The 21,252-nt window shown below is 39.2% G+C and carries 19 protein-coding genes; 3 read left to right on the plus strand and 16 right to left on the minus strand.

Features of this window, described 5'->3' with window-relative positions; genetic code table 11:
* Positions 1–63: 63 nt before the first annotated feature.
* On the plus strand, positions 64–996 hold the full coding sequence (yddG, locus tag RMB06_RS15880) for an aromatic amino acid DMT transporter YddG (protein WP_069140229.1): 933 nt from the start codon (positions 64–66) through the stop codon (positions 994–996).
* A gap of 128 nt (positions 997–1,124) precedes the next feature.
* Positions 1,125–1,556, plus strand: a complete 432-nt coding sequence (locus RMB06_RS15885) for an SRPBCC family protein (RefSeq protein ID WP_069140228.1) — start codon at positions 1,125–1,127, stop codon at positions 1,554–1,556.
* A gap of 66 nt (positions 1,557–1,622) precedes the next feature.
* Here the strand turns inward: RMB06_RS15885 and RMB06_RS15890 are convergent, their stop codons facing one another.
* The 16 genes from RMB06_RS15890 to RMB06_RS15965 all read right to left on the minus strand — a co-directional run bounded on the left by RMB06_RS15890 (position 1,623) and on the right by RMB06_RS15965 (position 20,403).
* Entirely contained in the window at positions 1,623–2,177 is a 555-nt protein-coding gene (locus RMB06_RS15890) for a TetR/AcrR family transcriptional regulator (RefSeq protein WP_069140227.1), read from the minus strand.
* A 682-nt stretch (positions 2,178–2,859) separates the two neighbouring features.
* On the minus strand, positions 2,860–3,168 hold the full coding sequence (locus tag RMB06_RS15895; RefSeq protein ID WP_000889172.1) for a hypothetical protein: 309 nt from the start codon (positions 3,166–3,168) through the stop codon (positions 2,860–2,862).
* A 1-nt stretch (position 3,169) separates the two neighbouring features.
* A complete protein-coding gene (locus tag RMB06_RS15900; protein ID WP_311080298.1) occupies positions 3,170–7,903 on the minus strand; it encodes an RHS repeat-associated core domain-containing protein in 4,734 nt (1,577 codons plus the stop codon).
* Positions 7,904–7,939: 36 nt separating this feature from the next.
* Positions 7,940–8,260 carry a hypothetical protein gene (locus RMB06_RS15905; protein WP_001226298.1) on the minus strand — a complete coding sequence of 107 codons (321 nt, stop codon included), beginning with the start codon at positions 8,258–8,260 and terminating at the stop codon, positions 7,940–7,942.
* 323 nt (positions 8,261–8,583) lie between these two features.
* Positions 8,584–9,804, minus strand: coding sequence for a chloride channel protein (locus tag RMB06_RS15910; protein WP_017400097.1), 1,221 nt, complete (start codon positions 9,802–9,804; stop codon positions 8,584–8,586).
* A 303-nt stretch (positions 9,805–10,107) separates the two neighbouring features.
* Complete coding sequence (locus RMB06_RS15915) at positions 10,108–11,826, minus strand: biotin carboxylase N-terminal domain-containing protein (RefSeq protein ID WP_311080303.1); 1,719 nt, start codon at positions 11,824–11,826, stop codon at positions 10,108–10,110.
* A complete protein-coding gene (locus tag RMB06_RS15920; RefSeq protein WP_311080305.1) occupies positions 11,826–13,409 on the minus strand; it encodes an urea amidolyase family protein in 1,584 nt (527 codons plus the stop codon). The genes RMB06_RS15915 and RMB06_RS15920 overlap by 1 nt, the downstream gene beginning before the upstream one ends.
* Positions 13,410–13,441: 32 nt before the next feature.
* The gene (locus tag RMB06_RS15925; RefSeq protein ID WP_101663720.1) at positions 13,442–14,257 is read right to left on the minus strand and encodes a putative hydro-lyase; all 816 of its coding nucleotides are present in this window, start codon (positions 14,255–14,257) and stop codon (positions 13,442–13,444) included.
* Between the two features lie 2 nt (positions 14,258–14,259).
* Positions 14,260–15,024 (minus strand): 5-oxoprolinase subunit PxpA, encoded by a 765-nt coding sequence (locus tag RMB06_RS15930; RefSeq protein ID WP_311080309.1) that lies wholly within the window; start codon positions 15,022–15,024, stop codon positions 14,260–14,262.
* 34 nt (positions 15,025–15,058) lie between these two features.
* Positions 15,059–16,312 carry an NRAMP family divalent metal transporter gene (locus RMB06_RS15935; protein WP_014206320.1) on the minus strand — a complete coding sequence of 418 codons (1,254 nt, stop codon included), beginning with the start codon at positions 16,310–16,312 and terminating at the stop codon, positions 15,059–15,061.
* Between the two features lie 344 nt (positions 16,313–16,656).
* A complete protein-coding gene (gene mumR, locus RMB06_RS15940; protein WP_199983865.1) occupies positions 16,657–17,568 on the minus strand; it encodes a LysR family transcriptional regulator in 912 nt (303 codons plus the stop codon).
* 91 nt (positions 17,569–17,659) lie between these two features.
* The gene (locus RMB06_RS15945; RefSeq protein ID WP_002163210.1) at positions 17,660–17,839 is read right to left on the minus strand and encodes a zf-HC2 domain-containing protein; all 180 of its coding nucleotides are present in this window, start codon (positions 17,837–17,839) and stop codon (positions 17,660–17,662) included.
* Entirely contained in the window at positions 17,833–18,453 is a 621-nt protein-coding gene (locus RMB06_RS15950) for an RNA polymerase factor sigma-70 (protein WP_311080311.1), read from the minus strand. The genes RMB06_RS15945 and RMB06_RS15950 overlap by 7 nt, the downstream gene beginning before the upstream one ends.
* A gap of 2 nt (positions 18,454–18,455) precedes the next feature.
* Positions 18,456–19,211, minus strand: coding sequence for a putative DNA-binding domain-containing protein (locus RMB06_RS15955; protein WP_311080312.1), 756 nt, complete (start codon positions 19,209–19,211; stop codon positions 18,456–18,458).
* Positions 19,162–20,025, minus strand: coding sequence for a DUF692 domain-containing protein (locus tag RMB06_RS15960; protein WP_311080314.1), 864 nt, complete (start codon positions 20,023–20,025; stop codon positions 19,162–19,164). Before RMB06_RS15960 ends, RMB06_RS15955 begins: the two co-directional genes overlap by 50 nt.
* A gap of 69 nt (positions 20,026–20,094) precedes the next feature.
* Positions 20,095–20,403, minus strand: coding sequence for a hypothetical protein (locus RMB06_RS15965; RefSeq protein WP_311080316.1), 309 nt, complete (start codon positions 20,401–20,403; stop codon positions 20,095–20,097).
* Between the two features lie 164 nt (positions 20,404–20,567).
* On the opposite strand from RMB06_RS15965, the gene RMB06_RS15970 reads away from it, so the two are divergent.
* Positions 20,568–21,170: a DoxX family protein gene (locus RMB06_RS15970; protein WP_311080318.1), complete on the plus strand. Its 603-nt coding sequence runs from the start codon at positions 20,568–20,570 to the stop codon at positions 21,168–21,170.
* Positions 21,171–21,252 lie beyond the last annotated feature (82 nt).

The raw sequence follows: 21,252 nt of genomic DNA on the forward strand, positions 1-21,252 counted from the left end.
TGATTCCTTTCATTTGTACAACCTCATCTTTTACCATTTTTTAACCGTTATTTATTGAATTTTATGTCAAAAAATCTAGCAACATTGATTGGTTTAAGCGCCATTCTCATGTGGGCATCTCTGGTCGGTCTGATGAAGCAAGTCAGTGCCGCCATTGGACCTGAGCTAGGTGTTACCTTTATTTATTCTTTAAGTGCACTACTGTTGCTTGCCATTTTCAAAGTTCCAGATTTTAAACAGATCTCTAAAAAATACTTAATATTTGGCACAATTCTGTTCGTGGCTTATGAAATGTGCTTCTCATTTGCAATTGCTTATTCTCAGACAGCAAGACAAGCAATTGAAATTAGTATTGTTAACTATCTGTGGCCGAGTTTAACGGTTTTAGCTTTTGTTATTTTTAAGGAATTAAAGTTTAATTTCCTTATTATTTTAGGTCTAATGCTTTCAATTTTCGGCATTGTTTTTATTCAAACTGGAAGCGGTGACTTTAGTCTAAATAGTCTTGTCGATAATTTTCATAGCAACCCACTCAGCTATATTTTGGCATTTGCAGGTGCCATCATTTGGGCTTTTTACTGTGTACTCACCAAAAAATTAAGTAATGGGCAAAATCCAATTTCCATTTTCTTTGTTGGTGTCGCGCTCACGCTATGGTTCAAGCTGCTTGTGTCGGGGCACTTTGCTATTCCTTCAATGGATATTCCAACAGTCATGACCCTTTTAGTTGCTTCTGCTGCCATGGGTTTTGGCTATGCTGCTTGGAACATTGGCATCATTCATGGAAACATTACCGTGCTTGTGGTGGCCTCTTATTTCACCCCGATTATCTCGTCTATTTTGGCGATGTTTGTTTTACAAACTCAATTATCGATGAGCTTTTGGCAAGGAACAGCAATGGTGACGGCTGGTTCCTTTATTTGCTGGGTTTCAACCAACTGGTCTGTGATTCAGCCCTTCTTTAAAAAATTAAGAAAAGGCCAAAAAGCATTGTAGATTTACCAAAGTGAATTTTTTAAGTATGCGATAACTCCGACGAAGAAGAATTCCCCCATTACCCAAAGCGTGCTAACATCCAAATTCTGACAATTACCAATGTCAAAATAATTTCTAGAGGGAATAAGATGTTAAAAACTCAAAAAATCAACATCATACAAGAATTTGATGCCCCCGTAGACAAGGTCTTTGCTACTTTAAGTGAGCATGAAAACCTAAGTAAACTTTTCGCTCCTGCTAAAGTGACTCGCATTAGCAACGGAAAAGACACTCGTAATGGTGTTGGCTCTGCGCGCAAAATGTCTATTCCATTGACCCCTTCATTTGTAGAAACCAATTTAGTCTATAAAGAAAATGAACTGATCGAGTATGCAATTACGAGCGGGATTAGCCCAATTAAAGCTCACCGTGGTGTCATGAAATTTACTGACTTGGGAAATAATCGAACTCGTTTGGATTACACCATTAGCTTTAAAGGCCGCGTTCCTTTTATTGGCCCGATTATTAAAGCCGCTCTACAAAATGGTGTGAGTCGCGGACTTAAAAAACTTAAGTTTTAATCACCACACCTCAAAAAAAAAGCCCAATCACGGGCTTTTTTATTTTGATGATTATTGGGGCTATCTCTAAGACACCATTACTAAAAAATACTCTACTAACTTGTCTTGCTCACCTGTCTGGCTTTTACTTAAAAGCTGAATCATTCCCCCATCCACTACAAACAAAAACATCCGTGCATCGTCAACTGAAGCCTCAGTTTTGACTGTTAAAAGCAGTTTATAAATTTCATTTACAAGCCAAGTTCTATATTCAATCGCAATGCGATAAGCTATTGGATAGAGCGTTTTAATTTCAAATATTGCCTTAAAGAGCAAATAATAAAGGCCATTTAAATTGGTATGTAGAAGATAAATCTGCTTAAGTTTATCGAGCACCATAAGTTCATTGTAAGAATAGAGAATCGAAATTACCTTGTCTTTGAGGGCATCTTTTTGAAAAATGAGGCACCTCTCAATGAGTCTTTCTTTTGAGTGAAAAATATTATAAAAAGTGGCTTTGGAGGTTTGAGCTTCAGCAATAATTCGGTCGACCCCGACCTTGTTAAACCCATATTGTTTAAATAAATCTGTTGCCGTGTGAAGCGTTCGCAACGCTCGAAAGGAAGTTTGTAAATTTTTCATATATACCGCTTAAAATAATTTTTTGTTGTATCTAAAAGAGATAGACATGCCGTCACTCTTAAAACGAGTGCTAAAAACAGGCATGCAAAAGCGGCACTAAAGGTGTGCTCGCCTATCTCGGGTTTATTGTTGCTATGTTTTAGTCGTAACGATGTTTAGGCGTAAAAACCTAGAGTCGATTAAACCGATTTATAGACTGTTTAAGCGGTATGGCTAGAGAGAGTATGGCAAAGACCAAAAATTGAGAAGAATTAGTACGCATGAGCGAACTCCTTTGGCTATAAAAGAAGTCTCACCGCATTACTGCTAAATAATGGTGGCGAAACGAAAGAGGGTTAGCAGACTGGAGCCAAAGAATCCAGCACACCCGAAGGTGTCCCCCTCCCGTTCCGCCGCAGAGGGGGCACGCAGGGATTTCCACAAAAAAGTTAGACTTTTTCGTGTACTTTGGCTGATGGTCTGCTAAAACCAACTGGCAATGTGGCCAGCACGCAAAGGATAGTATTCGCTATTGTTGGCGTCAAGCGCAGAAAATATAGTTTGTATTAAATTAGAACGATGAAAATAATTTTTAAGAATCTTATATATCTTCATTCTAAGGTAATAAGCTATTTAAATTTTTAGTATTCTTATTTCAATCATCAAATACAGATAGAATAATTTAAATTCAACTACTTAAAACTTATTTTTCACTACTTAACCTAAGCAAAAAAAGACCTACCAATATTCCAACAAAATATGGCCTATAGAAATACACCCAATTTTCTTCAGAGATAACCAAAGAAAAGACATTGCCCCATAGCGCGAATAAGAAAACAGAAACTATTGCACAAAGCATCGAAACAATTGAAAGGAAAGGATTAGTTAGAAGGCCTTTAAGGAGTATATAAACTTTATCATATAAAAAGACAAAGACTGCTCTATAGTAGCGCCCAAAAATAGCTCCTGAAAAAGCTCCTAACAAAACAATTATTGGAATAAATTCAAGCATCTTAGATCTCCAAACGGCATAAACTAGAACAACCATAAGTGACAATTGCACCTGAATCGAAAAATATAGTAATGTTAGTCCCTAAAGATACTCCATTAAGATAACCATCCGCATATCCGACGCTTCTTATACTTCCTAACCCATTATTACTAATATAATATCCATTGTTACCAATATATCCATTACCACCACTACTTTGAAATCCTACTTCACTCCCTCTTCCTCCTGAAAATCTATCTAAAATATCTCCAAGCCCCTCTGAAGATACTGCCCCCGTAAAACCACGTGCCATTGCACTATCAGTAGTATTTGCTAATATAGCTCTATTCGTGTTTACATTTTTTGCCAAAGCTTTAGATATAAAGATGGAAGTCGTACTAAGTGGAATCCCTACATTTCTAATAGTAGTTCCGCCGATTCCCCCTCCAACAGCACCAATAACAGCATTACTCACCAACCCCATTGCAGAAACACTATTACCTTCAGCAAATTGACCTGCACTATACTGAATTGTATTAGAAATAGAACCAGTCATAATAGAGCCAATTGCACTGGTCGCTGTCCAAGGAGAGACTGCCCCCGCAATAGCACCAACCCCCATAGCAATTCCAACTTTTTCCCAATTAATACTTTGATGGCTTGACAATTGTACGATAACTGAAGCTCCTCCACCGACAATCCCTCCAATAATACCCGTCACAATAGGTAAAGGAATTTTACCTACTTGATCAATATACATCACAGGATTATTGAGGGCATATATATACGGATTTAAACCACCTTTTAATCCAATCGGATCAGGCTCCATATAACGCCCTAACTCAGGGCTATAAAAACGGTGGTGGTTATAAAATTGACCCGTTGTTGCATCATAGTACTGCCCAGGGAAACGTAAATTAAACGTAACACTTCCTGTTGGGCTACCTAAACCAAAAGCAGTACTGTCCCAACTCCAAACAACATTACCGCTAGTGTTAACTAAACGACGCGGAGTATTTTGTACATCGGTAACAATATAATAAATAGTTGTCGCTGAACCACTCCCATAAATGGCTGCTATAGGTTTGTCGCCTAACCAAACATATTCCACAATTGGTACACCAGATGCAGTGTATTCACCAACAAGATGATTTTGTTCGTCATACACAAACTGCGTTGTACTGTTCACCCAACCACTTGCAAGACTGGTCAAAGTCCTTTCATTGTTGGCGTTATAACTCATATAACGGTTAATCGTTGTAGATGTTCCTTCTCCGCGACGGCGTCCTGCATAGTCATAACTTGGTACTGTTGAACCAATATACAGTTCAGCATTTGCCGTATAATTGACAGATTGAGCTGCACCATTTTTAGTAAGTGATGTCAGCTTATTACCTGTATAGCCATAATTCACAGTTGCTGCGGGTTGTAAATGACTACCAGATGCTCTTAATGTTAAGCGGTTACCATTTTTGTCATATGTATAAGCAATGCTATATACGGTTGTTGAACCATTTACACGACTCTCAGTAAGCAATCGATTAGCATTGTCATAGCTATACGTATCATTCAAACTATTATTTCGACTAACACTTGTAATTCGACCATCTCGGTCAAATCCATAACTCAAGCTATAGGTCGTTGCTCCACCACTTGTCTTATTTACAATTTGCTTGATCAAACCATTTTTCGATGTGCTATATGTCCATGTATAGCTACCTGCATTGCTCCCCCAAGTCCAACCTGTCATTTGTCCTGCGGCATCATAACTCACATTGCTAATAACAGCTGATCCATCAAGCGTAAGCCCTGTAATTTGTCCCTTTAAAGTTGAATCATAGTTATAAGTTAATTTGCGACCTGAAGGTAACGACAAACTCGTTAGTTTATCTCCATTGCTCCACGTATAACCTGTAGAAAGTGTATTTGCACTTGCACCCCATGCAGTCAAAGCTTTATTTGATTGAGATTTACTGGTTACACGGTCATAAAGGTCATATCCATAGTTACTGTCTACACCATAACTTTTATTTGACGTTATTTTATCTAAACGACCAAAACGGCTTGAATCATAAGTATAAGCATCGTCATATCCCAACATATCAACAGTAGTAGCTGTTGCATGTTGGCAGCTAATACTACGATTACGCCCAATTTCATCAATATCTGCATAACTACACTTTCTGCTACCATACAAACTTTGAATGAGTTGATCTGCCTCATTATAGGTATAGCTTTTTGTACCGTAGTCTTTATTTGTTTCTTGAGTCAGAATACTGCCATTACGATAAGCATATGGATTCGTACCCGATGCAAGTGCATCTAAAGCAGAAATGGTATTATCTAAAGCATCATAAGTTTTGGTATTTGTATTATTTGTACTGTCCGTATGGCTTATTACTCTATTGAAGGCATCATAAGTCCAACTTTCTGTAGTACCTAGAGCTGTTTTCGTCAGCAATACATTACCATTGGCGTCATAGCTAAACGTCTTCCAGTAAGAAGTACTATCCGAACCCACCTGAATTTTGGCAACTCTACCATTCGCATCAAGCGTCTGATACAACCCTTTATAAACCACAGTTGCAGAGCTATCTTTTAGTTCATCACTACTGACTGCATTGTTATTAAAATAGGTTTTGGTATTCACACTCCCATCAGCATAGGTCACTTTAACTATACGTCCTAAATTATCATAACTATAGCTAGTTACCTCTCCATCAGGATTAACCGTTTTAATCAACTGCCCCAAAGTATCATATGTATATGAAGTATTTTGACCAGTAATAACACCAGTGGTCGAACCATTACCCAAAACAACACTACTCAGCGTTCCATCTATATTATAAACGTATTTTTGAACCATCCCATTTGGGTGGACAATCCTTTCAGGTTTTCCAAACGAATTATAGCCAACATATTGAGTGGTTCTAGTCGCGCCATTTACACTACTAGAAACTTCCGACAGATTTCCATAATTATCATAAACATAACTTATTTTATCAACCGTACCAGTACGCGGACCATCTTCACTACTTAACAACCCATTATTCGGTTTTGTTGTATCCGTATAATAAGTATAAGTAGTGGTCTTCGTCGTACTTCCTGACTGACTTGATGACTCACTTCGTTGAGTAATTTGTCCTTTCGCATTCACTTGATTGGTTATTGTTACATTTCCAGTCTGTGTTTGAGTTGGAATATTAAATGAATTTGTTGCACCATTAGATAATGCACCATATGTATAGGTTGTTTTTCTGCTTAAAGTTGATCCTGATGCTTCTATAATTTCCAAGATACGATTTAAATTATCGTATGCATAAGTTGTAACATTACTATTTTGATCAGTAATTTGCATTGGCCGGATATCAGCAGGGGCATAAATAATTGACTTAATTGGTCTACTATCACCTGTAGTCAGACATGGAAAGCCTGACACATCAACATTAGTTTTTGAATAATCTGGATGAGTTGTATTTATAATTGTATTCACCGCCTGACCTCCATCTGGAGAAAAGGACATTGTGATTTTACTACTAGTCTCTTTATCGTCATAGGTTGTAGTGGTATCACCCGATACACTACCACCTGCATCACCTATAAATGAGCGCAATATAATCTTTGCTGTAGTCACCCGAAGAACCGATGCATCATAAAAGTAACTTGGATATTCAATTGTCCATGTCTGTTTAATTTGATCTAAGTTATCTTTTACCGACTGTAGAACAGGTCTTTGAGCAGCTACTTCCGGATTAGCAATATTATTGATTTTAGCTGCTTCATAATATGGCAGTGACAAAGCCGAACTATAAGTATAACTTTCCTTTCGATTATTTTTAGCATTTTTAATTTGAGTTAATTGTGTATAACTGGTTGATCCTGCTATTACAGAAGCATACGTCAAATCATACTGCTGACTATCCCCTTGTGATCCCCCAGTAAACATTACAGATGAAACTTGTGCACCATTTCGAGTCAATGCAAGTTTATTATTTTTATTATCAGTCACTGTAGTTAAATTTAATGCACTATCATAACTTAGATTAATAACTCGTCCATCTGGATAAGTAATCTTATTAAATCTAAATAAAACCTCATTATTGACAGACTTTGAAACCGTAGCGCTATATGTAACCCCCGCTCGAACCACTGTCATGGAGTTTGAACCTACAGTAAACTTGATTTGGCCAAAATCAGTCGATGCATAACCGCCGGACTCTCCATCACCTGGCAAACTTGAAGCAGGTGGTTCTGATGATGTATATATTCGATATAAAGCACGATTTTTCTCTTGAACCCAAGGTTCAGGGTAACCATAATCTGTAAAATTAGTAGGACCATTCTTAAAATAATAGCGATGGTTATTATTTGGTAATTTAATTGCATAGTTAATAATTGAAATCATATTTCTATTTGCAGTCGTATATGTTCCATAATATACATTTACGTAGCCATCATAATTATCCGACCATGAATCCGCACCAATAGCTGTTTCTTGATCTAAAATTTGATGTCTCGTTGCTTTTCGATATGAAAGACTGTATGGAAGTGCTCCTGAAATCAGGTTTTTATTATAAGTAATCTGCCCCGAGAGAAGATTATACCCAGCTGTACAAGATTTAATATTTGGATCATATGATACAAATGATTCCTTATCTACCGTATACATTTCGGCATAAATCTGTTCCCCCTCAATCATAAAAATCAGAAATAATATATTTACTAAATATTGTATTATTTTTTTATATCTTTTCATTTTTAAACTCCCCTATGGATGGGATCTAATGAGACTTTATTGAACTTTTCTATTTAAATATTTTCGATCTTCATTCAAACGCAAGTTATTACTCAAATCTGAACGAGATTCAATCAAGATCAGGTTCAAAGCACTCTTTGCATTAATACAATCATTTCTTTGAAAATATTCTGAGGTATCGATATCACAAGCTTTTTTTATTTCCTCACTAAGCTGAGGCTGTGACTTATACCAGCCAACTGTTCTATTTTCTTCCTTTGGTATATCTTTTTTATTATCTAATACTTCATTAATAGGATCATGACTACATGCTACTAAGGAAATAATACCTCCAATAATTAAGATAATTTTTCTCATTTTTCATTTTCTCATTTTTTAAAATCACCTATTTAAAGCATTTAATATGCCAATTTCACAAATAATAAATTTTAATATATTTATTTTAATTATTTATTTTTAAGCTCATTAGATGTGCTATATGCACTAAAATACTTCTTAAGCGCTACAAAATGAATCAAATAAGTAATTATTACATTCCTTATAGAAGCTATTGAGTGACCTTTAACTTTAAGAAAAATTAAATGTTAAAATCTTCTATTAGCTATCTATTTATATGAAAATTTCTTATACCTCTTCTATCCCCTCACTAAACAAAACTTCCCTCTATAACTCTCAACTCACTAATCCATCAACTTTTTACGGCGATACAACCCACAATTCCCAGAAAATAGCGCTGCCAACAAACAAGTAATAATGGCATAAGTCGCAACATTCATCCCAAATAGCTCAACAGCTAAAATAATAGACGTTAATGGTGCCTTACTTGCCCCTGAAAACAAACTGACTAACCCTAATCCTGCAAGCAATGAAATTGGCAGATTTAAAACCGCGCCTAAAGCATTACCTAATGTCGCACCTACATAAAACAATGGCGTAATTTCACCACCTTTAAAGCCTGAACCTAAAGTGATAGCAGTAAAAATAGTCTTGTTAAAAAAGTCGTAAAACTCAATCGGTACATAAAAAGATGAAATGATTTTATCTGTACCCAAACCGTTGTATTGCTGATGCGCAGTGAACAACGTAAGTAGCATAATGACAATACCACCCGCCATCGTTCTTAATGGCAAATACCGAACGTATTTATAAAAAACGTCACTCGCAAAATGAATGGCTGCAATAAAGAAACGTGCGACTAGACCGAAGATTAGACCTGCCACAATTAAGTTCATGAGCGTGCCAAAATGAATGGCTGGAAACTCACTAATCACATAAAAAATATGCGGATGAACAATATCAAATAGCTCAGGGATAGCCGATGCAATCAGAGCCGATACAAAACATGGAAAAATAGCTGAGTATCTTAAATTACCTAAAGCAGTGATTTCTAACCCATAGATTGCACCTGCCAGAGGCAAGCCAAATACCCCTGCAAAGCCTGCACCAATACTGGCGATTAAACAGATTTTTCGGTTATCTTCCGAGACTTTTAATATATGGCTCAAGTGGTCAATTAAGGCACCCGAAAGCTGAACTGCTGGGGCCTCACGCCCTGCCGAACCACCAAACAGTTGCGTTAAAATTGAAGTAATAAAAATGATGGGGCTCATTCGTTTTGGAATAAACGACTTAGGCTGGTGAATTTCATCAATCAGTAAATGGGTTCCCCGTTCAATCGGTGATCCATATTTTTTAATGAGATAACCAATACCAAACCCCACAAAAGGCAAAAAGTAGATGAGCCAGTGATGCAGGCTTCTAACTTTGTTTGAAATATCAAAAGCCACAAAAATTAAAGTCGAGGCCAACCCCGCGACGACTCCAATCACAATCGAGATGACGAGCCAATAGACACTGTATTTTAGAATTTGATCATATTCAGATGAAGGTAGAATTTTCATTCGCTTTCTTCAATTCGCCTTTGAGTGAGTGCCAAATTCTCAAATTATTTTTATGCTGCCAGCTCATTAAGTGAGAAATGCTTAAACTGGGCTAAAAATTAAAGCCCGCATAAGCGAGCTTTCAATACAGTGATTAATTTTCATATCACTAAACTGTGAGGAATATCTCATAATTAGTGCTAATTTTCAAGCTGAAAATGGTTAACGAATACTGCGAAAAATAACGAACTAGGTGAATAAATAAGCATTCGATTTGACCCAATTAAACTGATGTTTAAGTGAGCCAAATCATTTATTCAAAACTTAATTAATACTCGCAATCACGGTTTCTGCATGGCAAGTTGCGCCCTTCTCTGCGCCAATCTGAATCACACCACAGCGATGTGCCAGTACCTGCACTTCCATTTTCATGGCTTCCATAATGGCAACCACTTGACCTTCTGTCACTTGCTCCCCATTTTCGACTTTCCAAGCGCTAATCACACCATTGATGGGTGCCAGTAAATGCTCGGCACTTACTTCTGGCTCGGCAGTCTGCGCTTGAACTGCGGTTGCTGGGCCTTGTGCAAACATGCCTGCTGGTAAACCTAGACGGTGTAACTTGCCATCAATTTCAATGTAGCTGAGTAGCATTGGTTGTTGATGGTTTGGAATGCCACGTTTGGTTGGCTTTAATTCTTGTTTAAAGTCATTTTCAATCCAGCGCGTGTGTACATTAAATTCATCTGTAAAGTCAGGTTCATTAAGTACCGCGCGGTGAAAATCTAAAACTGATGCCATACCTTCAATTTTAAATTGCTTTAAAGCACGTTTAGCGCGGGCAATTGCAACTTCTCGGGTTGGACCAGTCACAATCAGTTTTGCCATGAGTGAGTCAAAGTGGCTAGATACTAATGAACCCGTGCGAACGCCTGTGTCGACTCGTACACCGTTACCAAACGGTGCTTCAAATAAACTCAATACACCAAAGGCCGGAATAAAACCACGCGCTGGGTCTTCGGCATTAATACGAAACTCAATGGCATGGCCTTGTGCTTTTGGTGTTTCTTTAATAGAAAGCGCTTCACCTTGTGCAACACGAATTTGTTCCACTACCAAATCGACTTTCGACGTTTCTTCGGTCACTGGGTGTTCAACTTGCAAACGCGTATTTACTTCTAAGAATGAAAGCTTACCGTCACGACTCAGTAAATATTCAACTGTTCCCGCACCCACATAGTTTGCAGCCTGACAAATGTTTTTTGCCGAGCTTAAAATTTGTTGGTAAATCTCATCGCTAATAAATGGCGCGGGCGCTTCTTCGACTAACTTCTGGTTACGGCGTTGCAATGAACAATCACGTGTGCCAAGCACCACAATATTGCCATGCTGATCAGCAATCACTTGCGCTTCTACATGGCGCGGTTTATCAAGATATTGCTCGACAAAACATTCACCACGGCCAAAGGCAGCTTTTGCTTCACGTACTGCCGACTCATAAAGCTCTTTGACTTCTTCAAGTTTCCACGCGACTTTTAAGCCACGGCCACCGCCACCAAACGCCGCTTTAATGGCAATTGGTAAACCATATTGTTTGGCAAACTCTAAAGCTTCATCTGCATTATTGAGTGGATCTTGCGTACCCTGAACCAAAGGCGCACCGACTGAAGCAGCAATTTTACGTGCTTCGATTTTATCGCCTAGTTTTTCAATGGCACTTGGTGATGGCCCTACCCATTTTAAGCCCGCATCAATCACGGCTTGGGCAAATTCAGCACGTTCAGATAAAAAGCCATAACCCGGATGCACCATGGTCGCTTTTGATTTTTTTGCAACTTCAATAATGGCTGGAATATTTAAATAGGTTTCACTGGCAGTCGCACCAGTCAAGCCCCATGCTTCATCTGCAAGTTCGACATGCATGCTACCAATGTCGTCATCTGCATATAACGCGACCGATGCAATTCCCATGTCACGGCAAGCATGAATAATACGTACGGCAATTTCACCGCGGTTAGCAATCAATAATTTTTCTGTATTCATCATTCATTCTCAAAATCTGTAAATTCGGCAATTTTTTTAAATTTGATGCGGCAACCTGCCGGAATCTGTGCCACCAAATCCCAATGGTGTTTAGCAACAGAGGCAATGACCGGATATCCGCCCGTTAAAGGGTGATCATTCATAAACAAAACGGGTTGGCCACTCGGTGGAATCTGCAAAGCGCCAATGCACGTGCCTTCACTTTCCAGTTCATGGGTAATTTTGCGAGTTAAAGGCTGTTCACCTGAAAGTCTTAGCCCGACGCGGTTGCTTTCATTGGTCACTAGCCATTCTTGCTGACAGAGCAGCTCAATACTGTCTTGTTCAAACCAGTCTGTACGTGGGCCCATCACAATATCTAGCTCAACAACTTCACCAGCTCGCGGTAAGTCATTTTTGCCCACTTCATTTACGCTAATATTGGCTGCCTTTACCTGCCCTTGGTAAATGGTATCTCCAAGTTTTAAAGGCTCTGGCCCTAACACTGCCAAGCTGTCAAACGAAGCACTATTGAGTACAGGTTCAACGTCTATACCACCACGAACTGCTAGATAGTTTCTTAAGCCTGCGGTCGGTGGCTGAATTTGAAATTCATCGCCTTCATCCAAATCAATCGGTTGATAGCTTGCAAAGTCTGCGGTTTGTCCATCGGCAAATTTCACACGAATATTTGAGATCGCTCCAGCCACTGCAATAATGCCCGCATGCTGCATTTTGGCTTTTAAACCACCATTTAAAACTTCAATGACTGGTGTATCGGTTGGGTTCCCGACAATACGGTTAGCACTATGCATGGCAGACAAATCCATTGCACCTGCAACCCCAACACCAATATTGGTCTGGTTTAAGCGCCCTTCATCTTGAATCAGCATTTGTAAACTTGGCGCAGTGATCGTAAATAGTGGCAGAGATTTTTTCGGCTCAACTGTACGCGTGATTTGCTGCGGTACATTCACACTAGTTGGACGATGCGTGACATCCTCAAAATGAACGGTCATGCCCGGTAACAGCAATGCAGGATTTTTACGCTCTAAATCCCACATTTTTTCTGATGTTGTACCTATCAGCTGCCAGCCACCCGGACTGTCTTTTGGGTAAATACCAGAGTATTTTCCAGCCAAGCCCAAAGAACCTGACTGTATTTTTTTACGCGGAACCGTTAAGCGAGGAATATCAGTAAAAGGCTTCTCGGGACTGCTCATATACGCAAAGCCCGGTGCAAAACCAATAAAAGCCACATTCCACACGCTTTGGTGATGTTTTCTAATCACATCTGCAACAGTCAGCCCTTGTAGCTCTGCAACCTGCGCAAGGTCTTCGCCATCGTAACGAATCGGTACAATCACTTCTTGGCTGCTACGCTCAAATCCAGAATCAACTTTTAGGCTCTGAATTGAAGCAACCAGCGTTTTAAAGTTGGTTTCGATCTCATTAAAGAAAACCAAAATTGTTTTTGCAGCGGGGACTAAGTCTTTAATTCCATTCAATTGCGTATTTTGCAATTTATTGTACAACGCCAAAGTTTCCTCTAAGCTCGCAAGCTCAATTAGAAAACAATCGGCGTTTACCGATAAAAAACGCATTTGCTTATCCTTTTAATTCTTCTTTAGTCCAGTTAGCCAATCCAAGCACGGTCAGGAATGTCGGTAATAAACATGTAACCCGGGGCATGACTAATCGCAAAAGGAATTTTCGAGTTCATGACGGCAGCTTGCGGCGTTACTCCACACGCCCAAAACACTGGAATTTCACCCGCTTCAATACGAGAAGCATCGCCAAAGTCTGGCTTATTTACATCCAAAATTCCTAAGCTTTCAGGATGACCTATATGTACAGGCGCGCCATGTACACTCGGCATACGTGCAGTAATTTTTACCGCTTCACTAATTTGATGCGATGGAATTGGTCGCATGGAAACCACCATGTTTCCTGAAATACGCCCTGCTGGTTGGCACTTTATATTGCTCAAATACATCGGCACATTGGTATCGTCATGAATATGGCGAACTTCAATCCCCGCTTCTTGCAAAGCTGTTTCAAACGAAAAACTACAGCCAATTAAGAAAGTCACTAAATCAGGATGAGCGTTATAAATCTCTCTTGCATCGGTTACTTCATCAACCATTTCGCCATCTTTCCAAATACGATAACGCGGAAAGTCGGTTCGAATGTCTGAGTCTGCTGCAAGCTTAGTTGCATAGATGCCTTCTTCGAGCACATCAAGCACTGGGCAGCTTTGCGGATTACGGTGTGCATAGAGCAAAAAGTCGTATGCCCACTCTTTTGGCACCGAAATCATGTTGACTTGCGTCATGCCCGCAGCCATGCCTGCTGTCGGTTTATCAAAACCTGCACGGATTTTTAAACGCGCTTCTAACGCGGCTTCAAGCTGAGCTGGGTCGACTTTAATATCCTTATACATTGTGCTCATCCTTATGCTTTATTTACAAATGGGCGGATTTCAATATTGTTTTTTACAAGCTCGGCTTTAATGGCAGCCGACATCTCTAGCGCACCATCGGTGTCGCCGTGTAAGCAAATGGTGTCGGCTTGAATTGGGGTAAATACACCGTCAATTGACTCAACTCCACCATTTTTAAGCATAGACACCACACGGCTCGCAACAAATGCCGAGTCGTGTAAAACTGCACCTTCTAGACGGCGGGAAACCAATGAACCATCGCGGTTATAAGCTCGGTCTGCAAATGCTTCTGACACGACTTTTAAACCAGCCGCTCGTGCTTGTTCCACTAAATTCGAGCCTGCCAAAGCCACTAAGACCAGTTCAGGGTTATACATTTTAATGGCATCAATTACTGCTGCTGCCTGAGCTTGGTCATGTGCAATGGTGTTATAGAGCGCGCCATGTGGTTTAACGTATTGCACTTTTGAGCCAGCTACTTTCACCAAACCATCAAGTGCAGAAATTTGGTAAAGCACATCGGCAATCAGTTCGTCACGTGACAAATCCATATTACGGCGGCCAAAACCAACAAGGTCTGGGTAAGACACGTGAGCGCCAATGGTCACACCAAGCTCAACAGCTTTACGAACCGTTTTTAAAATGCCGAGTGGGTCGCCAGCATGGAAGCCACAAGCAATATTGGCACTGGTCACGACAGGTAAAATCTGGTCATCATTGCCCATTTTCCATGAGCCAAAGCTCTCACCCAAATCACTATTTAAATCTACAAACATGGCATTATTCCTTTATCACTTCACGCAGTCTGGCTTAAAGCTTGGTCAAATAGTTAAACACAGTCGTAAACGACATGTAGCCCATCCACCACGTTAACAGACATGTTAACCCACCCAAAATAAGCAACCATTTTGGATAGTTATAATTACCCATCAAATCTTTACGGCACGCGGCAACATACACAAAAATTGTAAGGCCAATTGGCAACACCAATCCGTTAAAACCACCTACGAAAATGAGTAGACCTGCCGGAGTTGCACCCAATAACACATAGAGCAATAAAGCCAATGCAATAAAGGTAATGGTCGTATAGTTGGTTTGTTTTGGTGTTAAGTTCTTTTTAAACGCAGTAAAGAATGACACTGAAGTATATGCTGCGCCAATGGTGCTACTAATCCCTGCTGCCCAGAAAATTAAGCCGAATAATTTAAAACCAAATGTACCCGCTGCATATTGGAATGCTTGAGCTGCCGGATTGGCGTCATGGCTGGCTAAATCAATGGTTGCACCGCTCACCACCACACCTAAAAAAGCCAAGAACAACACATAGCGCATGATGCCGACCACAACAATGCCCTTGGTCGCAGCTTTAGCAACTTCATCAATATTTTCAGGGCCAACAGCACCTTTATCGAGTAAACGGTGTGCACCCGCATAGCAGATATAGCCACCAACCGTACCGCCAACAATGGTGGTAATAATGGCAAAGTCGATCTGATCTGGAGCAAAGGTTTGATGTACAGCTTGCCCAACCGGAGGCATTACAATGACAGCAACGATAATAATCAGGAGGATTTTAAGCAATCCCAACACGATCATGCTTTTATCCATGGCAAGCGTTGCTTTTCTTGATGCAAAAATCAAAATAGCTAAAGCACCACTTAAAATACCGCCCCACTTTGTGTCGAGGCCAAAAAGCGCATTTAAACCTAAAGCTGCACCGGCAATGTTACCGACACTAAAGAAAAACCCGCCCAAAATCACTAGAAACGCCAGTAAATAACCACTACCCGGCAATGCTTTATTGGCAATGTCTGATGCACGCATTTGGGTAAGTGTGACTACTCGCCAAATGTTTTGTTGAACCACATAATCAATCAGAATGGAAACTAAAATGGCAAAGCCAAATGCCGCGCCTAGCTTGACTGTAAATACAGCAGTTTGGGTTAAAAATCCGGGCCCCATTGCAGAGGTCGCCATCATAAAGATCGAGGCTACAATGGCCCATTGGCGATCTGATAAAAAAGAAGATTTCAGTAAAGACATATTAATGCGTTCCTCATCCATTTGAGCTTAACAACGCTATTTTCAAGTTGAACCAAGAACACCATTTTTCGTCCCAAACGATATTCTTTAATCCTTTAAAATGACAAAGATTCCCTGTTCCCCAATTAACACAATCGGTGATCAAATCTTGTGTCTAAAATAAAAACATAGCTAATCCCTACGGACAATAAGACTTTTTACATAAAATTAAAAAATTAAATTCTTGATTTTTAATGATTTATTATTCATTAGAAAATCAGGATAAGCTTTACTTATTGAAGTTAATAAGCTGCTTTTATGGTTTTACATACAAAACAGCTTTTTTAAATGAGAAACAATAGGGATAAAAGACACTCAAAAATAGCTTATTTTTTAATTTGCTCATTGAGTCTTTTCATAGCGCATTCAGAGACCTTAACCGCAACTTCGGTCAATTTCTCTTTTAATGCAACATCGTTTCCTTGAATGTAGATCGAGGTGAAATGAAACGTCTTTAACTGAATAGGCGTATTTAATATTTCTAGTCGGCCATCAGTAATTTCTTTTAGCGCTGTTAAGGTCGGCACCACAGCAATACCCAAGCCCTGCTCGGCTAAACGCAACAGCGTTGCCAATGAATAACTGGTAATTGAAAGTGGTTCATCAATCCCTTGCTCTTTCATTCGTGCTTTCAATTCTTTATAGGGATAGGTAATTTTTGGATACGTTAAAATGGTATGTGACATGAGAGTTTTAAAAGACATTTGAGCAACTCCACCTTTAAATGAAGGTGAAGCCAAGAAACTGAGTTCAAAGTCACACAAGGCTTGTTCAATACACTCAAAAGCTAAAGTTGGCCCAAGTAAAAAAGCCATGTCTAAGTCACCTGTCCGAACACCTTCTTGTAAATTAGGCGTAAGGTCTACCACAATTTCTACTGAAATTTTTGGGAACTCTTGCTGAACCTTTTCGATATATTCGACTAACCACGTATAGACAATAGTTTCGGAAACGCCTAAACGAATGGTGCCAGTCAGGTGTTGATTTTCAGTCAGTTCAGCCACCAGATCGGTCTCTAGGCGCATAAATTTTTCGGCATACTTAAATAAAGTTAAGCCTTTGTGTGTTGGTTTAAGCTGCCGATAACTTCGATCTAAGACTTTAAAGCCTAATTCATTTTCAAGAGATGTGATTTTTTGAGAAATCGCAGGCTGGGTGGTTTGTAATTTAGTCGCGGCCTTATTGAAGCTCTTTAAAGTCACAACCCAATAAAATGCTTCAAGATTCTTTAAATTCACGTTTCATCCTGTCTTAAAAAACTCCTTTACTTTTATAGTATGGGAGTTGTTAGCGTAATTAGGCTAGCAATAAATAAATTTTTAAATAAAATTAGCCATCAAAACTTTTAAATGCCTTAGAAAGCTGACTAATTGTTTTGATCTGTTTTGAATAACGGCGGCATGAGCGGCACGCCAATAAATGCAGTTGTAAACCACTTTGCTCACGTAATAACAATGGTCTGTCTTGCTTTTCAGACAACAGTTGAGTGGCTTGTCGACATGTCAGCATGAACAATCCTCCTTCAATAACCATTTATTTTCTAAACATTCACGTAGTCGGGTACGACTCCGATACATCAACACATTAAAGTTTGAGATAGATAATTCCAACTTGCTACAAATCTCATTAGAACTCAGCTCTATCACCTCTCTCATCATAAAAACTTGAGCATATTTGGCAGGTAAATGATTTAAACAAGCTTCAAAAATTATCCAGAAATCTGCCTGAACCATCATTTCTTCAGGGCTTTGCCATGCTTGAGGCGCTTCATATTTATGCCAATGTCCAGAAGCATCAAACAGTGCATCAATACTCAGTTCACTTTCCTCATCTTTAAATAATTCAGTCATTGCGACCAAGCGTGACTTTTGCCGAATCACATCAATAATTTTATTTTTTAAAATCGCGAATACCCATGTTTTAAACGCAGCACGTCCTTTAAATGAACCTAAATGTTGGAAAGCACTTGTTAATGCTTCTTGCACCACATCTTCAGCTTGCGGAAGCGAGGAAAGCTGTAAAAAAGCAAATTTTATCATTTGCTGTCTTAAGTCTTGTAAAAAGGCTGGATTATGCAACTGATCTTCTATTTCTTCATGATCTGATGCCACGGCTGAAGTCATCCTTATACCTCTTTAAAATCATGCGGAACTTGAATCAATCGCATTCGAGTTAACATTGCTTTTAGTTCTTGAATTTGCAGATAAATATCATGTTCAGACAAATCAGTGAGTACAGATTGAATGAGTGTATGAATATCTTGGTCAGTTAACTCTATATTTTGAGTCAACTGTTCAATTACCATAGCAAACAAAGGCGAAAGCTGTTCAATACATACTTTGTCTTGTTCATCTCGCCAGACCATAATTGCTCCAGGCATAGGCTCGGCCTGTTCTGGAGTCATTAAAGTTGTCCACGTATAAACGGGATATTGATAAACCAATACCCATACCTTCGTGGTTAACTGCCAATCACAGTTTTCCTGCAAAACTATTTTTTCAATTTCAACAGTGTCTAAATACAACTCAAGCCATTCAAACTGCAACAACTCAGTTAACCAAGGATATTCTTGCAATATCGGGTGCTGCTGATCTGTCAAATATTCTCTAAACTCAAGAGAAATATCATTATACAAAGGCGAGCGACACTGGGCTTTTTGAAAAAACTCCGAGAGTAATTGTTGCCACTTTAACTCTGGCAACATCGCACGAGCCACGGGATAAACTAAATCAATAAATGAACAGACATTATTAAAAAGCAAGTCTCGATAAATATGCATTCGTTCGGCAGGAAGAGCTTGAGGTAATTCCAAATCAGGATCTCTAATCCAGTCACAAAACTGTTGTTGCATGGTTTGGAAGGATATTTGATTTTCCTTCATAGCCACTCTCCTGTTGTTGAATTATTTTAATTTTGGCTAGCTCCTCTTCTAGCTCTCGCCATGAGGGAATATTAAAGTCGCGTTCAAGTAAAGTTGCTTTCACACCACACACTTGATAGGTATATCTCAATAGTTCCCATACGCGATCACAAACTTCTGCGCCATGCGTATCAATTAATAAATTTTTCTGAACTTGTTCATGTCCAGCAATATGTAAATAACGGATTCTTTCTTTTGGCATGTCTCGAATAAATGCAAATGCATCACTGCCATGGTTAATACTGTTGACATAGACATTATTTACATCCAGAAGCAAATCACAGTCTGCATATTGAAGAACTTCACGAATAAATTCCGCTTCACTCATTTGGGCATTGGGCATTAAATAAGTAGAAACATTCTCTATGACTAATCTTCTTCCTAAAATATCTTGAACACGTAAAATACGTTCAGCGACATATTTAACAGCCGCTTCAGTCATGGGGATTGGCAACAAATCATATAGATAGCCCCCATCATTTGTATAACTTAAATGTTCAGAATAAATAGAGACATCATATTGTTCTAAAAAGCTTTTTATTTTTCCGATAAATTCAAGATTGAGTGGATGAGGACCGCCAATAGACAATGACAGGCCGTGACAAATTAATGGGGCTTTTTCAACACACTGTGCGAGTAATTTCGCATGTCGACCACCAAAACCTAGCCAGTTTTCAGGAGCAACTTCGATAAAATCGGGACATGTTTTTGCATCTAAAAACGAATCTATAAAATCACGCCTTAAACCCAGCCCTACGCCTGACAAATCCATCATGGTGATTTCTCCTTTTAGAAACGATGCCGACACTTACCAGAAGGTCGACATCATCCATGATCAGATTGTTTACTTAGCGCCGCACTTACCGTCAGCGACTTTTTTATCTGCACCGCACTTGCCGTCCGCTGCTTTTTTGGTTGCTCCACATTTACCATCAGCTGCTTTTTTATCTGCACCACATTTTGCTTCGACAGACTTTTCGTGGTTTTTCATTTTGTTAGCACCGCATTTTGCTTCACCGCATTTTCCATCTGCTGCTTTGGTTGCATGTGCTTCGGTTGTTGTATGGGTTGCTGCTACCGCCACTTGTGTAGCACCAGCAACTGAAAGTGCTAATAATGCCGCCACTGAAGTCATTGAGTTGAGTTTGTTCATGTTAGTATTCCTTTAAAGATAAATTCTCGGTTTGTACATTTGTACGTATAGTTAGACGGACCAAATCCTTTTTTATTACACCGTAAATAAAAATTTTTTTTATGTAAGAAATACAGTCTTTATCCGACTAATTAATATTCAATCGCATCGGATGTGAAATTATCATGAAGAATTTTATTTATGGCTTATCTCAATATTATCAAAAACTGGGTAAAACTCTACAACATGCGGACGGCATCGCAGCTCTGGCTCTTCGATTATATTTAGTTCCTATATTTTGGATGGCAGGCACAAATAAATTAATGCACTTCAATGATATTGTAGAATGGTTTGGCAACTCAGATGGAGGTTTAGGACTTCCCTTTCCGTATGTAATGGCATTACTTGCAACAACGGCTGAGCTAGCAGGTGCAATATTATTAACATTTGGTCTCTTTACTCGCTTAATTAGCATCCCGCTCATGATTACGATGTTAGTTGCTATATTTACGGTCCATCTACCAAATGGATGGCAAGCGATTGCTGATCCGAATGCACCCTTTGCAAACATGCAGGTCTTGGCCTCGGCTGAAAAGTTAGAGAAGGCTCGCGAAATATTACAAACCTACGGCAATTATGACTGGCTTACTTCCAGTGGCTCGTTTGTAATTTTAAATAATGGAGTTGAGTTTGCCGTTACGTATTTAGTCATGCTACTCGCACTGCTTGTTCTTGGGGGCGGCCGTTATTTCAGTTTAGATTATTGGATTAAAAAGAAACTGCTCTAATTAATCATTACCTCAACAATCCTACATGCAGCAACATAGAGCATCTTTTTGCTTATTGTGTGCCATGTTTAGCTCATGACAC

It is taken from the genome of Acinetobacter sp. V104_13, assembly GCF_031798995.1.
In the GTDB taxonomy this organism is placed as follows: domain Bacteria; phylum Pseudomonadota; class Gammaproteobacteria; order Pseudomonadales; family Moraxellaceae; genus Acinetobacter; species Acinetobacter pittii.

Coding starts and splice junctions, on each gene's coding strand:
- yddG (WP_069140229.1), top strand. CDS start 64: ATGTCAAAAAATCTAGCAACATTGATTGGTTTAAGCGCCATTCTCATG.
- RMB06_RS15885 (WP_069140228.1), top strand. CDS start 1,125: ATGTTAAAAACTCAAAAAATCAACATCATACAAGAATTTGATGCCCCC.
- RMB06_RS15890 (WP_069140227.1), bottom strand. CDS start 2,177: ATGAAAAATTTACAAACTTCCTTTCGAGCGTTGCGAACGCTTCACACG.
- RMB06_RS15895 (WP_000889172.1), bottom strand. CDS start 3,168: ATGCTTGAATTTATTCCAATAATTGTTTTGTTAGGAGCTTTTTCAGGA.
- RMB06_RS15900 (WP_311080298.1), bottom strand. CDS start 7,903: ATGAAAAGATATAAAAAAATAATACAATATTTAGTAAATATATTATTT.
- RMB06_RS15905 (WP_001226298.1), bottom strand. CDS start 8,260: ATGAGAAAAATTATCTTAATTATTGGAGGTATTATTTCCTTAGTAGCA.
- RMB06_RS15910 (WP_017400097.1), bottom strand. CDS start 9,804: ATGAAAATTCTACCTTCATCTGAATATGATCAAATTCTAAAATACAGT.
- RMB06_RS15915 (WP_311080303.1), bottom strand. CDS start 11,826: ATGAATACAGAAAAATTATTGATTGCTAACCGCGGTGAAATTGCCGTA.
- RMB06_RS15920 (WP_311080305.1), bottom strand. CDS start 13,409: ATGCGTTTTTTATCGGTAAACGCCGATTGTTTTCTAATTGAGCTTGCG.
- RMB06_RS15925 (WP_101663720.1), bottom strand. CDS start 14,257: ATGAGCACAATGTATAAGGATATTAAAGTCGACCCAGCTCAGCTTGAA.
- RMB06_RS15930 (WP_311080309.1), bottom strand. CDS start 15,024: ATGTTTGTAGATTTAAATAGTGATTTGGGTGAGAGCTTTGGCTCATGG.
- RMB06_RS15935 (WP_014206320.1), bottom strand. CDS start 16,312: ATGGATGAGGAACGCATTAATATGTCTTTACTGAAATCTTCTTTTTTA.
- RMB06_RS15945 (WP_002163210.1), bottom strand. CDS start 17,839: ATGCTGACATGTCGACAAGCCACTCAACTGTTGTCTGAAAAGCAAGAC.
- RMB06_RS15950 (WP_311080311.1), bottom strand. CDS start 18,453: ATGACTTCAGCCGTGGCATCAGATCATGAAGAAATAGAAGATCAGTTG.
- RMB06_RS15955 (WP_311080312.1), bottom strand. CDS start 19,211: ATGAAGGAAAATCAAATATCCTTCCAAACCATGCAACAACAGTTTTGT.
- RMB06_RS15960 (WP_311080314.1), bottom strand. CDS start 20,025: ATGATGGATTTGTCAGGCGTAGGGCTGGGTTTAAGGCGTGATTTTATA.
- RMB06_RS15965 (WP_311080316.1), bottom strand. CDS start 20,403: ATGAACAAACTCAACTCAATGACTTCAGTGGCGGCATTATTAGCACTT.
- RMB06_RS15970 (WP_311080318.1), top strand. CDS start 20,568: ATGAAGAATTTTATTTATGGCTTATCTCAATATTATCAAAAACTGGGT.